This window comes from Micromonospora sp. NBRC 101691, assembly GCF_030269285.1.
In the GTDB taxonomy this organism is placed as follows: domain Bacteria; phylum Actinomycetota; class Actinomycetes; order Mycobacteriales; family Micromonosporaceae; genus Micromonospora; species Micromonospora echinospora.
On record NZ_BSTB01000027.1, the window covers coordinates 25,249 to 40,020 of the forward strand.

14 protein-coding genes and 1 pseudogene are annotated in these 14,772 nt (G+C 72.0%); 11 read left to right on the forward strand and 4 right to left on the reverse strand.

The genetic code is table 11. The annotated features are described in order from the left end of the window. Nucleotides 1-30: 30 nt before the first annotated feature. Nucleotides 31-603 (forward strand): hypothetical protein, encoded by a 573-nt coding sequence (locus QSK20_RS29195; protein ID WP_285791828.1) that lies wholly within the window; start codon nt 31-33, stop codon nt 601-603. A 198-nt stretch (nt 604-801) separates the two neighbouring features. Here QSK20_RS29195 and QSK20_RS29200 read toward each other — a convergent pair whose 3' ends face one another. Further along, nucleotides 802-1,089 carry a ferredoxin gene (locus tag QSK20_RS29200; RefSeq protein WP_088984677.1) on the reverse strand — a complete coding sequence of 96 codons (288 nt, stop codon included), beginning with the start codon at nt 1,087-1,089 and terminating at the stop codon, nt 802-804. Between the two features lie 168 nt (nt 1,090-1,257). Here QSK20_RS29200 and arc point away from each other — a divergent pair, with 168 nt between their 5' ends. The 6 genes from arc to prcA all read left to right on the forward strand — a co-directional run bounded on the left by arc (nt 1,258) and on the right by prcA (nt 7,389). Further along, nucleotides 1,258-3,039: a proteasome ATPase gene (gene arc, locus QSK20_RS29205; protein WP_285791829.1), complete on the forward strand. Its 1,782-nt coding sequence runs from the start codon at nt 1,258-1,260 to the stop codon at nt 3,037-3,039. A gap of 176 nt (nt 3,040-3,215) precedes the next feature. Further along, the gene (gene dop, locus QSK20_RS29210) at nt 3,216-4,733 is read left to right on the forward strand and encodes a depupylase/deamidase Dop (protein WP_352232328.1); all 1,518 of its coding nucleotides are present in this window, start codon (nt 3,216-3,218) and stop codon (nt 4,731-4,733) included. Nucleotides 4,734-4,826: 93 nt separating this feature from the next. Beyond that, nucleotides 4,827-5,042, forward strand: a complete 216-nt coding sequence (locus QSK20_RS29215; protein WP_285791830.1) for a ubiquitin-like protein Pup — start codon at nt 4,827-4,829, stop codon at nt 5,040-5,042. 197 nt (nt 5,043-5,239) lie between these two features. Next, nucleotides 5,240-5,719 (forward strand): endonuclease VII domain-containing protein, encoded by a 480-nt coding sequence (locus QSK20_RS29220; protein WP_285791831.1) that lies wholly within the window; start codon nt 5,240-5,242, stop codon nt 5,717-5,719. Then, entirely contained in the window at nt 5,638-6,477 is an 840-nt protein-coding gene (gene prcB / locus QSK20_RS29225) for a proteasome subunit beta (RefSeq protein WP_285791832.1), read from the forward strand. Before QSK20_RS29220 ends, prcB begins: the two co-directional genes overlap by 82 nt. Nucleotides 6,478-6,540: 63 nt before the next feature. Next, on the forward strand, nt 6,541-7,389 hold the full coding sequence (gene prcA / locus QSK20_RS29230; RefSeq protein WP_285791833.1) for a proteasome subunit alpha: 849 nt from the start codon (nt 6,541-6,543) through the stop codon (nt 7,387-7,389). Nucleotides 7,390-7,464: 75 nt separating this feature from the next. Here the strand turns inward: prcA and rfbB are convergent, their stop codons facing one another. Further along, a complete protein-coding gene (gene rfbB, locus QSK20_RS29235; protein WP_285791834.1) occupies nt 7,465-8,460 on the reverse strand; it encodes a dTDP-glucose 4,6-dehydratase in 996 nt (331 codons plus the stop codon). Between the two features lie 185 nt (nt 8,461-8,645). Here rfbB and pafA point away from each other — a divergent pair, with 185 nt between their 5' ends. Next, nucleotides 8,646-10,004 (forward strand): Pup--protein ligase, encoded by a 1,359-nt coding sequence (gene pafA, locus QSK20_RS29240; RefSeq protein WP_285791835.1) that lies wholly within the window; start codon nt 8,646-8,648, stop codon nt 10,002-10,004. A 66-nt stretch (nt 10,005-10,070) separates the two neighbouring features. Further along, nucleotides 10,071-10,250 (forward strand): hypothetical protein, encoded by a 180-nt coding sequence (locus QSK20_RS29245; RefSeq protein WP_285791836.1) that lies wholly within the window; start codon nt 10,071-10,073, stop codon nt 10,248-10,250. Nucleotides 10,251-10,336: 86 nt separating this feature from the next. Here QSK20_RS29245 and QSK20_RS29250 read toward each other — a convergent pair whose 3' ends face one another. Both QSK20_RS29250 and QSK20_RS29255 read right to left on the reverse strand, forming a co-directional pair. Continuing rightward, nucleotides 10,337-11,419 carry a DUF3866 family protein gene (locus QSK20_RS29250; RefSeq protein ID WP_285791837.1) on the reverse strand — a complete coding sequence of 361 codons (1,083 nt, stop codon included), beginning with the start codon at nt 11,417-11,419 and terminating at the stop codon, nt 10,337-10,339. Between the two features lie 69 nt (nt 11,420-11,488). After that, nucleotides 11,489-12,466 carry a cation diffusion facilitator family transporter gene (locus QSK20_RS29255; protein ID WP_285791838.1) on the reverse strand — a complete coding sequence of 326 codons (978 nt, stop codon included), beginning with the start codon at nt 12,464-12,466 and terminating at the stop codon, nt 11,489-11,491. Nucleotides 12,467-12,680: 214 nt separating this feature from the next. Here QSK20_RS29255 and QSK20_RS29260 point away from each other — a divergent pair, with 214 nt between their 5' ends. Together QSK20_RS29260 and QSK20_RS29265 are read left to right on the forward strand one after the other, a co-directional pair. Then, a complete protein-coding gene (locus QSK20_RS29260; protein ID WP_285791839.1) occupies nt 12,681-13,676 on the forward strand; it encodes a helix-turn-helix transcriptional regulator in 996 nt (331 codons plus the stop codon). Beyond that, a pseudogene (locus QSK20_RS29265) lies at nt 13,673-14,701 on the forward strand (helix-turn-helix transcriptional regulator); the annotation flags it as partial. The gene QSK20_RS29260 and the pseudogene QSK20_RS29265, both read left to right, overlap by 4 nt. Nucleotides 14,702-14,772 lie beyond the last annotated feature (71 nt).

The following is a 14,772-nucleotide window of genomic DNA, read 5'->3' on the forward strand; positions in this document are numbered from 1 at the left end:
CCGGAACACCGACCGGAGGGAGGCGGTGGGATGAGCCGGCCGGGTATCGGCGGCGGTGACCTGCCTGCGGTCTTCCCGGACTGGTCGCCGTACCAGGACCTCGAATCGGCGGCGCGTGCCTACCTGCGCGACCCCGACGTGGCGCTGGAGGCGCTCGGCGGGGTGCTGCGCGGCGCGTCCGTGCTGGGCTTCACGCTGGAACGTTTCGTCAACGAGGTCAACGGGGTGTGGCAGGAGGTCGTCGTCTGCGACGGCAGCCGGCTGATCCTGTGGCACGGCGAGGACGTGCCGCCGGGGGAGGGGCCGCCCGGGTCGATGACGTCGTCCCTGCGGGTGGTGCCGGTCTCCACGGTCACCGAGGTCGGCTGCCGACGTCGGCTCACCCGCTCCGACAACGGCGAGATCCGGGTCGACAGCATCGACGTCTATCTGCTGCTGACGTCGATGGACGAGGCGCCACCCGGCGACGAGGCGGTGGGGGCGCCCCGGCACGACGCGCTGCGGTTCGGCAAGACGATCGACGACGGAGGGGCCGGGCAGATCGCTCGACTGGAGGAGTTCGCCCGGATTGTCGCCTCGGTGGTCGGTCGTCCGGTCCTCTGACCGCCGTCCGGCCGGTGATCCGTATCCCCGGCGGCCGGCGGGTCGGCCACCGACGCGCCCGGACCGACTCGTGGGGCGCTGGTGGTCGTCTCGTGGCTCGCTCGAGACCGGCTCGACCCCGGCTCACGCGGCCGGTCCGCCCCGCGAGGCGGGCCGGCGGGTGACCCCGGCCGGCGACCGGATCCGGGCCGGCGGCGGTCAGTCGGCGTCCGGGCCGGCGATCTCGACGCCGTCGTCGCGGACGACGTGGATGCACTCGCCGGGGCACTCCTTCGCCGAGTCGATCACTTCGAGCCGCAGGTGGGCGGGGACGTCCACCCGGTCGCCCGGGGTCATCCGCAACTCGCCGTCGGTGCCCTTGACGTACGCCAGGCCGTCGACGTCGAACTCGAAGACCTCCGGTGCGTACTGCACGCAGAGCCCGTCGCCCGTGCACAGGTCCTGGTCCACCCAGACCTGCAACTGGTCGGTCGCGACCTCCGCCATCGCTGCACCCCCATGCTCATGTGTTCCGCCCCCGACGGTACCCGAACGCCCGGACCGGCCTGCTCCGCGTCCCCGGCGATCAAGGTTCAGGGCGTTGCGTGGGACCGAATCGGGCTCATAGCGGCTAGTGTTAGGGCAGAACGTTCAAGCCCCCCGGGGAGGTGGGACGTGGCACGCAGCGACGACGCGGACTCGCGCGCCGCACGGTGGGAGAAGGAGGCCCACGATCTCTCCACGCAGGTCGCGTTTCTCCAAGAGGAACTCGCTCTGGTGCGGCGCAAGTTGACCGAAAGCCCCCGACACGTCCGGCAGCTCGAAGAGCGCCTGGCGGCCACCCAGGCGCAGTTGGCGCGGCTGACCGAGAACAACGAACGGCTCGTGAGCACCCTCAAGGAGGCTCGCGCGCAGATCGTGACGCTCAAGGAGGAGATCGACCGGCTGGCGCAGCCGCCCAGCGGTTACGGTGTCTTCCTCGCCCGGCACGACGACGGCACCGTGGACATCTTCACCGGCGGCCGCAAGCTCCGCGTGGCCGTCTCACCCTCGCTGGACGCGACCGAACTCCGGCGCGGCCAGGAGGTCCTGCTCAACGACGCGTTGAACATCGTCGACGCGTTCGGCTACGAGCGGGTCGGCGAGGTCGTGATGCTCAAGGAGATCCTCGCGGGTCCCGAGGGCGCTCCGGGCGACCGGGCGCTGGTGGTCTCGCACTCCGACGAGGAGCGGATCGTGCACCTCGCCGAAACCCTGATCGGCTCGCCGATCCGGGCCGGCGACTCGCTCATGATCGAGCCGCGTTCGGCGTACGCGTACGAGCGCATCCCGAAGAGCGAGGTCGAGGAGCTGGTCCTGGAGGAGGTGCCCGACGTCGACTACACCGACATCGGTGGCCTCCACTCGCAGATCGAGCAGATCCGCGACGCGGTCGAGCTGCCCTTCCTGCACGCCGACCTGTTCCGTGAGCACCAGCTCCGTCCGCCCAAGGGCATCCTGCTCTACGGTCCGCCCGGCTGCGGCAAGACGCTGATCGCGAAGGCGGTGGCCAACTCGCTGGCGAAGAAGATCGCCGAGCGGGAGGGCAAGGAGAAGCACACCAGCTTCTTCCTCAACATCAAGGGCCCCGAGCTGCTCAACAAGTACGTCGGCGAGACCGAGCGGCACATCCGGCTGATCTTCCAGCGGGCGCGGGAGAAGGCCGGCGAGGGCACCCCCGTGATCGTGTTCTTCGACGAGATGGACTCGATCTTCCGGACCCGGGGCTCCGGTGTCTCCTCGGACGTGGAGAACACGATCGTCCCCCAGCTGCTCAGCGAGATCGACGGCGTGGAGGGACTGGAGAACGTCATCGTGATCGGCGCCTCCAACCGGGAGGACATGATCGACCCGGCCATCCTGCGGCCCGGCCGGCTCGACGTGAAGATCAAGATCGAGCGTCCGGACGCCGAGGCGGCCAAGGACATCTTCTCCAAGTACATCCTCTCCGGCCTGCCCCTGCACGCCGACGACCTGGCCGAGCACGGCAGCGACCCCCAGGCCACCGTCGCGGCCATGATCGACGCGGTCGTGCTGCGGATGTACTCGGAGACCGAGGAGAACCGCTTCCTCGAGGTCACCTACGCCAACGGTGACAAGGAAGTCCTCTACTTCAAGGACTTCAACTCCGGCGCGATGATCCAGAACATCGTCGACCGGGGCAAGAAGATGGCCATCAAGGAGTTCCTCACCTCCGGGCGCAAGGGGCTGCGGCTCCAGCACCTCCTCGACGCCTGCGTCGACGAGTTCCGGGAGAACGAGGACCTGCCCAACACCACCAACCCGGACGACTGGGCCCGGATCTCCGGCAAGAAGGGCGAACGGATCGTCTACATCCGGACGCTCGTCTCCGGCGGCAAGGGCACCGAGTCGGGCCGTTCCATCGAGACCGCCAGCAACACCGGTCAGTACCTCTGACCGTCGACCAGGGGAGCCCGCGGCGCGACGCGCCGCGGGCTCCCGCTGTTCCCGGCCGGTGCTCCGGGCGATCGACCACGCCGCGACCCGGCGATGCGCCACGCCCACTTCCCGGGTGACGCCGACTACGCTCAACGTGACACCGGAGCACGTTGGCGAGCGAAGCGGGTAGGTCGATGAGCGTACGACGGATCATGGGCACCGAGGTCGAGTACGGGATCTCCGTTCCCGGCCAGGCCGGGGCCAACCCGATGGTCACCTCGTCGCAGGTGGTCAACGCCTACGGCGCGCGCCCCGAACTCAACCGGGGTGGCCGGGCGCGCTGGGACTACGAGGAGGAGTCGCCACTGCGCGACGCCCGCGGCTTCACCTACTCCGGAGCCGCCTACGACCCGGCGGAGGCGCTCGCCGACGAGGATCTCGGCCTGGCCAACGTCATCCTCACCAACGGCGCCCGCCTCTACGTCGACCACGCCCACCCGGAGTACTCCACCCCCGAGGTGACCACCCCACGGGACGTGGTCCGCTGGGACAAGGCGGGGGAGCGGGTGATGGCCGAGGCGGCCCGGCGGGCGGCCACCATCCCCGGCACCCACCCGATCCACCTCTACAAGAACAACACCGACAACAAGGGCGCCAGCTACGGCGCGCACGAGAACTACCTCATGCGCCGGCAGACGCCCTTCGCCGACATCGTGGCGTACCTGACGCCGTTCTTCGTCACCCGGCAGATCGTCTGCGGCGCGGGCCGGGTCGGCATCGGCCAGGACGGCGGGCAGAGCGGTTTCCAGATCTCCCAGCGGGCCGACTTCTTCGAGGTCGAGGTCGGCCTGGAGACCACCCTCAAGCGGCCCATCATCAACACCCGGGACGAGCCGCACGCCGACGCCGACAAGTACCGCCGGCTGCACGTCATCATCGGCGACGCCAACCTGTCGGAGATCTCCACCTACCTGAAGGTCGGCACCACCGCCCTGATCCTGACCATGATCGAGGAGAAGGCGCTCGGCCCGGACCTGGGCATCGCCGACCCGGTCAGCGAGCTGCGCGCGGTCAGCCACGACCCGTCGCTGACCCACCGGATGCGGCTGCGCGACGGCCGCCGGTTGACCGCCCTGGACCTCCAGTGGGCGTACTACGAGCGGGTGCGGTCCTTCCTGGACGACCGGTACGGCTGCGACACCGACGAGCAGACCGACGACGTGCTGAACCGCTGGGAGAGCGTGCTGGACCGACTCGGTCGGGACGTCATGCTCTGCGCCGACGAGCTGGACTGGGTGGCGAAGCTGCGGCTGCTGGAGGGCTACCGGGAGCGGGAGAAGCTCGGCTGGGGCTCGCACAAGCTCCAGCTTGTCGACCTCCAGTACTCCGACGTGCGGCCGGAGAAGGGCCTCTACCACCGGCTGGTGTCCCGCGGGTCGATGAAGACGCTGCTGACCGAGGAGGAGACCCGGACGGCGATGACCGAGCCGCCGGAGGACACCCGGGCGTACTTCCGGGGTCGCTGCCTGGCCGAGTACCCCTCCGAGGTGGTCGCGGCGAGCTGGGACTCGGTGATCTTCGACGTCGGCCGCGAGTCGCTGGTACGGGTGCCGATGATGGAGCCCGAGCGGGGCACGCGGCGACACGTCGGCGCGCTCTTCGACCGCTGCGAGAGCGCGAAGGACCTGCTGGAGACGTTGACCGGCGGCTGAGTCGGCGGTCGGTGACGAAAGCCGGTCGCGCGGCCGGTTTTCGTCGCTCCCGCGAGGTAAGTTTCTGGCAAGCGATCGTGGAGGAGGCACCACATGGCTACTCGTGACGGCGGCGGCCAGTCCCAGTCGGGCAAGGGGCGCCAGGGCGAGGAGATCGAGGACGTCACCACCGAGGCGAACCCGGAGGTCGCCGAGCGGCACGCCGAGATCACCGAGGACGTCGACGACCTGCTCGACGAGATCGACTCCGTCCTTGAGGAGAACGCCGAGGAGTTCGTGAGGGGTTATGTTCAGAAAGGCGGGGAATAGAACGTATGTCCGATTCGCCGAGTGCGACGGACAAGCCGTGCCCGCAGTGCCAACGGGTGCTACCTCTCACCGAGTTCCACCGGAATCGCCGTCGGGCCGACGGCCTCGCCTTCTACTGCAAGGCGTGTGCGGCGGCCCGATCGGAGGCGAGTCGTCGTAAGCGCGGCATCGCGCCGCAGCGGAGGTCGTCGACGCCGGTGGGCGACGGGCTGAAGTGGTGTCCGGACTGCGAGCAGATCAAGCCGCTGGAGGACTTTCCCGCCACCTCCACCAAGGCCACTGGCCGGCACAGTTACTGCAAGCCGTGCCACAACGCACGCGGTAAGGAGACGGCACAGCGGCTCTACGGCGGGAGTCGCGAGTACCACCTGCGGCGGCGGTACGGCATCGGGCAGAAGGAGTTCGACGAGCTTCTGGCCGAGCAGGGCGGGGTCTGCGCGATCTGTGGCACTTCCGCGCCGCAACATGTGGACCACGATCACCGCAACGGGTGGATACGCGGGATACTCTGCTTCAACTGCAACGGTGGTCTTGGTCAGTTCCGTGACGACCAGTCACGGCTGGCCGGGGCGATCACGTACCTGAGAGGAACCACGTGGCAGCGGGTTTTGATCCATCCGGGCGTCTACCAGATGTGTTCACCAACGCGGGGACGTCCTCCTTCACCCAGTTCCTGAGTCGGGTGGCGCCGGAGCTGCTGCCCGGGCGTCGGCCGCTGCCGCCGGGCATGGCCGCCGACCTCGCGCCGCACGCGACGACCATCGTGGCCATCGTGGCCGACGGTGGCGTGGTGATGGCCGGCGACCGGCGGGCCACCATGGGCAACCTGATCGCCCAGCGGGACATCGAGAAGGTGCACCCGGCGGACGCGTACTCGCTGGTGGGCATCGCCGGCACCGCGGGCATCGGCATCGAGCTGATGCGACTGTTCCAGGTGGAGCTGGAGCACTACGAGAAGATCGAGGGCGCGATGCTCTCGCTGGACGGCAAGGCCAACCGGCTGGCCGCGATGATCCGGGGCAACCTGGGCGCGGCCATGCAGGGCCTCGCGGTGATCCCGCTCTTCGCCGGCTTCGACCTGGCCGCGCCGGACCCGTCCCGGGCCGGTCGGATCTTCAGCTTCGACGTCACCGGCGGCCCCTACGAGGAGACCGGCTTCGACGCCATCGGCTCGGGCTCGATCTTCGCCCGGTCGGCGCTGAAGAAGCGGTTCCGTCCCGGTCTCTCCATCGCCGACGCGACCCGCCTCGCGGTGGAGGCGCTCTACGACGCGGCCGACGACGACACCGCCACCGGCGGCCCGGACCTGACCCGCCGGATCTACCCGGTGGTGATGACCGCGACCGCGGAGGGAACCCATCGGCTGACCGCCGAGGAGACCGCCGCCCTCGCCGAGAGCGTCGTGGCGGGCCGGATGGAGAACCCGGGCGGCTGACCCCGCTTCCCGTCACCAGCAACCAGAAGCCGCCAGCACAGCGCCTGAAGGAGAACCGCCGTCGTGGCCATGCAGTTCTACGCCTCGCCCGAGCAGATCATGCGCGACCGCTCCGAGCTGGCCCGCAAGGGCATCGCCCGGGGCCGGAGCGCGGTGGTCCTGAGCTACGCGGGCGGGGTGCTCTTCGTCGCCGAGAACCTCTCCAGCGCCCTGCACAAGGTCAGCGAGATCTACGACCGGATCGGCTTCGCCGCGGTCGGCAAGTACAACGAGTTCGAGAACCTGCGCCGGGCCGGGGTACGGATGGCCGACTTCAACGGCCTCAGCTACGACCGGCGGGACGTGACCGGCCGGGCGTTGGCGACCGCCTTCGCGCAGACCCTCGGCGCGATCTTCACCGAGCAGTCGAAGCCGTTCGAGGTGGAGATCTGCGTGGCCGAGGTGGGGGCCACGGCGGAGCAGGACGAGCTCTACCGGCTCACCTACGACGGTTCGGTGAACGACGAGCCGGGCCGGATGGCGATGGGCGGCCAGGCGGAGGCGATCTCCGGCGTGCTCAAGTCGGAGCACCGCCCGGAGATGTCACTCGCCGAGGCGGTCAAGGTCGCGGTGAAGGCGCTCGGCAGCGTCGGTGGCGAGGGGGGCGCGGCGCGGACCATCGCCGCGAACCAGCTCGAGGTGGCGGTGCTGGACCGTGGCCGGGTCGGGCGGACCTTCCGCCGGATCACCGGGGCGGCGCTGACCGCGCTGCTCGACGGTGGCGAGGAGCCGGCCGGGTCGGCCCGGGCGGAGACGCCGAAGCCGCCGGCGGCCCCGGCGGGGAAGCCGACCACCTCGGCCGGCTCGGCCGACCTGGAGGGGCAGGCCTCGGAGGCCGCTCCGGAGGAGTCCACCGGCTCGGCGGAGGCGTGATCCGGGCCGGCGACTGAGATGTCGCCGACGGGTCGGGCGGGCCGGTGACGGCCCGCCCCGGGGCGCCTTCGACCGTCACCGCGCTGAGACCGGTTCACCGGCCAGCTTCAACGGCCGCCACCAGGCCCGGTTCGACCGGTACCAGTCGACGGTGGAGGCCAGCCCGGCCGTCAGGTCGACCCGGGGGGCGTACCCCAGGTCCTGGCGGCTGCGGGTGGTGTCGAGCGAGTAGCGCCGGTCGTGGCCCTTGCGGTCCGCGACCTGGCGTACCCGGTCCCAGCCAACCCCGCAGGCGTCGAGGATCCGGCCGGTCATCTCCCGGTTGGTCAGTTCGGCACCGCCGCCGAGGTGGTAGACCCGTCCGGCCCGGCCGTGCCGCTGGGCGAGGGCGATGCCGTGGCAGTGGTCGTCGACGTGCACCCAGTCGCGGACGTTCCGGCCGTCGCCGTAGAGCGGCACCGGTTCTCCGTCGACGAGGTTGGTGACGAAGAGCGGGACCAGCTTCTCCGGGTACTGGTAGGGGCCGTAGGTGTTCGACCCGCGGGTGACCACCACGTCCAGACCGTGGGTGCGGTGGTAGGCAAGCGCCAGCAGGTCCGCCGCCGCCTTGGAGGCGGAGTACGGCGACGAGGGGTCCAGCGGCGTGGCCTCGGTCCACGAGCCGGTGTCGACGGAACCGTAGACCTCGTCGGTGGAGACCTGCACGAATCGCCCGACCCCGTGGCGCAGGGCCGCGTCGAGGAGGGTCTGGGTGCCCAGCACGTTGGTGCTGACGAAGGTCGCGGCCCCGACGATCGACCGGTCCACATGGGACTCGGCGGCGAAGTGCACGACCAGGTCGTGCCCGGCCACGGTGTCCTCGACGAGGTCGACGTCCCGGACGTCGCCGTGGACCACCCGCAGCCGGGGGTCGGTGCGGACGGCGGCGAGCGCGCCGCGCGTACCGGCGTAGGTGAAACTGTCCAGGACGGTGAGGGCGGTCGGCACGATCTCCGGCTCGGCGCCGCGCAGCAGACGCCGTACGTAGGCCGAACCGATGAAGCCGGCGCCGCCGGTCACGAGGATCCTCACGGTCGGCCAACTCTACGCCCGACCACGGGCCGGCGGGCGGGGACGGTCGACCCGGTGCCGCGCCGACCTGCCGGGGGGCGACCGGACGGGCGTCCGGCGCGGATGGTGGCGGTCCGACGACCGGGGGCGACAAGCCCGCCGTCGAGCGCTGCCCAATTCGGGCCGTGGGGGGCTAATGTCTCATCATGGAGCGGCGAATCTTCGGTATCGAGACCGAGTACGGCGTCACCTGTACCTACCGGGGCCAGCGGCGGCTTTCCCCTGACGAGGTCGCGCGTTACCTCTTCCGTCGGGTGGTGTCGTGGGGCCGGTCGAGCAACGTGTTCCTGCGCAACGGTGCCCGCCTCTACCTCGATGTCGGTTCGCACCCGGAGTACGCCACGCCGGAGTGCGACTCGGTGGTCGACCTGGTCGCCCACGACCGGGCCGGCGAGCGGATCCTGGAGGGTCTGCTGGTGGACGCGGAGAAGCGGCTGCACGACGAGGGCATCGCGGGCGAGATCTACCTGTTCAAGAACAACACCGACTCGGCCGGCAACTCGTACGGCTGCCACGAGAACTACCTGGTCTCCCGGCACGGAGAGTTCGGGCGGCTGGCCGACGTGCTGATCCCGTTCCTGGTCACCCGGCAGTTGATCTGCGGGGCGGGCAAGGTGCTCCAGACCCCGCGCGGGGCGGTCTACTGCCTCTCCCAGCGCGCCGAGCACATCTGGGAGGGGGTCTCGTCGGCGACCACCCGGAGCCGGCCGATCATCAACACCCGGGACGAGCCGCACGCCGACGCCGAGCGGTACCGCCGGCTGCACGTGATCGTCGGTGACTCGAACATGAACGAGGTCACCACGCTGCTGAAGGTCGGGTCGGCGGACATCGTGCTGCGGATGATCGAGGCCGGCGTGGTGATGCGGGACCTCACCCTGGAGAACCCGATCCGGGCGATCCGCGAGGTGTCGCACGACATCACCGGCCGGCGCAAGGTGCGGCTCTCCTCGGGCAAGGAGATCAGCGCCCTGGAGATCCAGCAGGAGTACCTCGCCCGGGCGACCGAGTTCGTCGAGCGGCGCGGCGGCGACCAGACCGCCAAGCGGGTGGTGGAACTGTGGGGCCGGGTGCTGCGCGCGGTGGAGACCGGTGACCTGGAACCGGTCGCCCGGGAGATCGACTGGGTCACCAAGCTCCGGCTGATCGAGCGGTACCAGCGCAAGCACGACCTGCCGTTGTCGCATCCCCGGGTCGCCCAGATGGACCTGGCGTACCACGACCTGCGGCGTGGCCGGGGCCTCTACGCCCTGCTGGAGCGGCGGGGCCAGGTCGACCGGGTGACCACCGACCCGGAGATCTTCGAGGCGAAGGAGACGCCGCCGCAGACCACCCGGGCCCGGCTGCGGGGCGAGTTCATCCGGCACGCCCAGGAGAAGCGGCGGGACTTCACCGTCGACTGGGTGCACCTCAAGCTCAACGACCAGGCGCAGCGCACCGTGCTGTGCAAGGACCCGTTCCGGGCGTACGACGAGCGGGTGGAGCGGCTGATCGCCAGCATGTGACCAGGGTGGGTGTCCTGGCGGGTCCCACCGGGGGCCGCCGGGACACCCCGGTACGCTTGCCGGGTTATGGTCAACTCCTCACCGCCGGATCGCGAGCGCCTGAACTGGGCGGAGCGGCGCCGGCAGAAGATCCGTGACGAGATCGAGCGGAACCGGCGCGGCGAGTACACGGTGCCGACCTGGGTGCTGGCCCTCGCCCTGGCGGCGATGGTGGGCGGCTGGCTGGCCCTGATGTTCCTGGCCTGAGCCGTCCGGTTTCCGGGCCGTCCGGTGGCCGTTCCGTGCCGTCCGGTCGATGTCCGCGTGCTGTCGTCGGTGTCCGCGTGCGGCGGTCAGCCGGCCAGGCGGGCGGCGTACCGGCCGGCCGCGGCGGCGGCCAGGAAGTACGCGTGGTCGGCGTCCAGGCCGCGTCCCATCGTCGACAGCGGCACGACGCTGGCCCGGAGCGCGGCGTCCAGCCCGTCGGTGTCGACCCGGACGATCCGGTGCCGCGCGGCCAGCGGCGTCAGCGCCGCCTCGACCTCGGCGTCCAGCGCGGGGGCGAGGCCGTCCGGGACGACCAGCTCCGCCGGGGCGAGCGCGACCCGGCCGTACGCGGTGAGGCTGTGGTGGGACACCCCCCGGTGCCGGGGACGCGGGTCCGCGTCGGAGATCCGCAACGAGCCGACCGGCCGTCCGCCGAGGACGGCGACCGCGTTGACCGCCTCGCCGACGGCCACCCCGGAGTAGCCCCACCGGGTGCCGGTGCCCAGGTTCCCCGGCCCCTGGGCGACGACGGCGACGTCGGCGTGCAGGACGTGCCGGGCGGCCAGCAGCCCGGTGTGCAGGGTGCTCGCCTCCAGGTCGCCGCCGAAGGCCTGCCCGACGCTGATCGTGCCGGCCAGGTGCCCGCGCAGCCCGGCGAGGGTGCGGGAGAACCAGGCGGGCAGCGCACCGCCGTCGGTGAGCAGGTAGGCGACCCGGCAGCCGGGACGGTCGGCGTGCACGCCGGCGAGGATCGCCGGGAGCGCGGAGTGCAGGTCGGCGGTGACCACCGGCATGCCGGCCAGGTCGTCGGCGTCGGCGAGCAGCGGGTGGTGCGGGGACGCCTCCTCGTCGACCCCGAGCAGGATCGGTTGCAGCGGCGTGTAGCGGGCCTTGACCAGGTGCCCGGCGTCGCGGGTGGCAGCCTGCGGCGGGTCTTCGGGCAGCCGGTCGGGCAGGGCGACGACGAGCGCGTACCCGCCGGTGCCGAGTCCCATCAGCAGCGCGCCGACGTTGAGCAGCACCCGGTCGCCGGGCTCCGGCTCGCCGACCAGCTCCGGGTAGGCCAGCGCCCGCATGGTGGCCCCGTCGGGCAGGACCACGTCGAGTTCCGTCGCGCCGTGCCACCGGCGCCGTAGTGCCGTGACCGTCGCCGTCCGCCATCGCACCATGACCGGCACGCTATCGGCGTCCGGCCGGTGGTCCGCGCCCGGGTGCCCGTCGTCGGCAGCCGTGGCTGGTCAGGTCGCCGACGGCGGCTCGTCGGGGCCGAAGGCGGGGTCGGCCGTCCCGGGGCTGGCCCGGGTCGGGTCGAGGAAGACGTACCGGATCTCGGGGTAACGCCCGGTGAGTTGCCGCTCGGCCGCGTCCGCCGCCGCCTCGATGTCCGCGCCGGTCGCGTCGTCCGAGAAGTCGACCTTCGCGGCGACCAGCACGTCGGCCGGACCGAGCTGCATGGTGAGCAGGGTGTCGACCCGCCTTACCGTGGGCAGTCCGGCGAGTTCGTCCTCGATCTCGCGCCGGATCCGCCGTGGCACCGCCCGGCCGACCAGCAGGGAGACGTTGCTGTACGCCAGGATGGTGGCGACGACCAGGAGCAGCAGCCCGATCAGGATCGAGGCGATCCCGTCGTAGAGCTCGTCGCCGGTCAGCTGGGACAGTCCCACGCCGAGGGCGGCCAGCAGCAGCCCGACCAACGCGGCGCTGTCCTCCAGGAAGACCGCCTTGACGGTGGTGTCCGCGGTCATCCGCAGGAAGTGGCGCGGGCTGGTACGCCAGCGGCGTGACTCCCGCCGGACCTGGCGCGCCGCGCGGGCCAGCGAGACCGACTCGATGACGAACGAGACGGCGAGCACGACGTACGACAGGACGTAGTCGCCGCGGTGCTCGTGGACGAGGATCGTGGTGACCCCGTGGGTGACGGCGAAGCCGGCCCCGGCCACGAAGGTGAACAACGCGGCGAGCAGCGCCCAGACGTAGCTCTCCTTGCCGTACCCGAAGGGGTGCCGGGGGTCGGCGGGGCGGGCGCCCCGCCGCAGGGCGGTGTAGAGCAGCACCTCGGTGGTGGTGTCGGCGAGCGAGTGGACGGCCTCGGAGAGCATCGCCGCCGAGCCGGAGAGCAGCCCGGCGACGAGCTTCGCCACGGCGATGGCGAGGTTCGCGGCCCCGGCCACGACAACCGTGCCGACACTCTCGGTCCTGGCTGCGGCTTCCGCCATGGGCCCACCCTATGGTCGGTGCCCGTCGCCCGCCGGCCGTCCGCCCGCGCCGGCGGCGCCGGCGGCGGTAGGCGGTAGGCGGTAGGAAGGGTCCCCTGCTACCAACCCGGCAGCCGGCACCGCCGCCAGCACCCGGGCGGGGCGACCGGTGGCGCCGCGCCGCGCGCGTGGGTGCGCGGTCTGCGGGGGTCGGCGGGCTGCTAGCGTCTTGCACGTGTCGCGGACCCGTACCGAGCGCCTGGTCAACCTGGTGATCTGCCTGCTGTCCACGCGACGGTTCCTCACCGCCGCGCAGATCGCCGCGACGGTGCCCGGCTACGAACACGATCCGGACGACGTCCGCGACCACGAGGCCTTCCAGCGCAAGTTCGAGCGGGACAAGGCCGAGTTGCGGGAGCTGGGCGTGCCGCTGGAGACCGGCACCGCCAGTGTCTTCGACACCGAGCCGGGTTACCGGATCGCCCACCGTGAGTACGCGCTCCCCGACATCCCGCTCGAACCGGACGAGGCCGCCGCGGTGGGCATCGCGGCCCGGCTGTGGCAGCACGCCGGGCTGGCCGCCGCCGCCTCCTCGGGGCTGGCGAAGCTGCGTGCCGCCGGTGTCGACGTGGATCCCCAGGCCACCCTCGGCCTGGAGCCGATGGTCACGGTGGACCCGGCGTTCGCGCCGCTGACCGCCGCCGCGCGGGACCGGCGCGAGGTGAGCTTCGACTACCGCACCCCCGACGGTGACGCGCCGGCCACCCGCCGCCTCCAGCCGTGGGGCGTGGTCTGCTGGCGTGGCCGGTGGTACGTGGTCGGCCACGACCTGGAGCGGGAGGCCACCCGCTGCTTCCGGCTCTCCCGCGTGGTCGGCGCGGTCCGGGTCACCGGCCGCCCCGGCGCGTACACCCCGCCGGAGGTCGACCTGATCAGTCACGTCGCCCGCTGGTCCGGGCCGGTGGAGCGGACCGGCCGGGCCACCGTCCTGGTCGCTCCGGGGCGGGCCGCCGGGCTCCGCCGCTGGGCGGTCGGAGGCAGCACCGGGCCGGACGGGGACCGACTGGTCCTGCCGTACGCCGACCCGGAGTCGCTGGCCGGGCAACTCGTCGGCTACGGCCCGGACGTGCGGGTGCTGGGCCCGCCGGAGGTGCGGGAGGCGGTCATCCAACGACTGAAGGAGGTCGCGGCCCGGCACGACGAGGTCGCGACGAGCGGAGGTGCCCGGTGAGTCGTACCGTCACCCGCCCGACCGGTTCGCGTGCCTCGGCCGACCGGCTGGCCCGACTGCTGAACCTGGTGCCGTACCTTCTCGCCCGGCCGGGCATCGAGATCGCCGAGGCGGCGGGGGACCTCGGGGTGACCGAACGGCAGCTCCGGGAGGATCTGGAGCTGCTCTGGGTGTGTGGGCTGCCCGGCTACGGCCCCGGTGACCTGATCGACATGGCGTTCGACGGCGACCGGGTGACCATCACCTACGACGCCGGTATCGACCGGCCGTTGCGGCTGACTCCGGACGAGGCGTTGGCGCTGGTCGTGGCGTTGCGGATGCTCGCCGAGACGCCGGGGGTGGCCAACCGGGAGGCGGTCGAGCGGGCCCTCGCCAAGATCGAGGACGCGGCCGGGGACACGGTCGGCGCGCCGGTCGCCGTGCGGCTGCCGGGCGACAGCGAGCGGGTCGAGGCGCTACGCGCTGCGGTGGAGGGCGGTCGGGCGCTGCGGATCACCTACTACACGGCGGCCCGGGACGAGACCACCGAGCGGGTCGTCGACCCGCTGCGGATGCTGATGGTCGGCGGCCGGGCGTACGTGGAGGCGTGGTGCCGGCGGGCCGAGGCGGTCCGGCTGTTCCGGGCCGACCGGATCGACGCGGTCACCGAGCTGGACGAGCCGGTGGCGGTGCCGCCCCAGGCCCGTTCCCACGACCTCACCGGCGGGGTGTTCCGCCCGTCGGCGGACCTGCCGCTGATCACCCTGCGGATCGGCCGCCGGGAGCGGTGGATCACCGAGTACTACCCGTGCGAGCGGGTGGAGGCGGGCGAGGGGGACCACTGGCTGGTCTCGTTGCGCGTCACCGACCTGGGTTGGGCCCGTCGTTTCGTGCTCGGGTTGGGTCCGGAGGCGACCGTGGTGGCCCCGGTGGAGCTGGCCGATCAGGTGCGTGCCCAGGCCCTGGCCGCCCTCGACGCCTATGCCACCCCACCGGTGGAGGACACGGCCGGCTCCCTCGCCGGGGTCGCCGATCCGGCCGCCGGCGGGCCGGACCCGGCCATCGGCGGGCCGGCCTCCGCCGTGGAGGTGCCGGCGGTCGTGGCCGGGGTGCCGGG

Bases quoted from the DNA above. Each gene is read 5' to 3' on its own strand.
- QSK20_RS29195 (WP_285791828.1), top strand. From the start codon at position 31: ATGAGCCGGCCGGGTATCGGCGGCGGTGACCTGCCTGCGGTCTTCCCG.
- QSK20_RS29200 (WP_088984677.1), bottom strand. From the start codon at position 1,089: ATGGCGGAGGTCGCGACCGACCAGTTGCAGGTCTGGGTGGACCAGGAC.
- QSK20_RS29245 (WP_285791836.1), top strand. From the start codon at position 10,071: ATGGTCAACTCCTCACCGCCGGATCGCGAGCGCCTGAACTGGGCGGAG.
- QSK20_RS29250 (WP_285791837.1), bottom strand. From the start codon at position 11,419: ATGGTGCGATGGCGGACGGCGACGGTCACGGCACTACGGCGCCGGTGG.
- QSK20_RS29255 (WP_285791838.1), bottom strand. From the start codon at position 12,466: ATGGCGGAAGCCGCAGCCAGGACCGAGAGTGTCGGCACGGTTGTCGTG.
- dop (WP_352232328.1), top strand. From the start codon at position 3,216: ATGAGCGTACGACGGATCATGGGCACCGAGGTCGAGTACGGGATCTCC.
- pafA (WP_285791835.1), top strand. From the start codon at position 8,646: ATGGAGCGGCGAATCTTCGGTATCGAGACCGAGTACGGCGTCACCTGT.
- QSK20_RS29215 (WP_285791830.1), top strand. From the start codon at position 4,827: ATGGCTACTCGTGACGGCGGCGGCCAGTCCCAGTCGGGCAAGGGGCGC.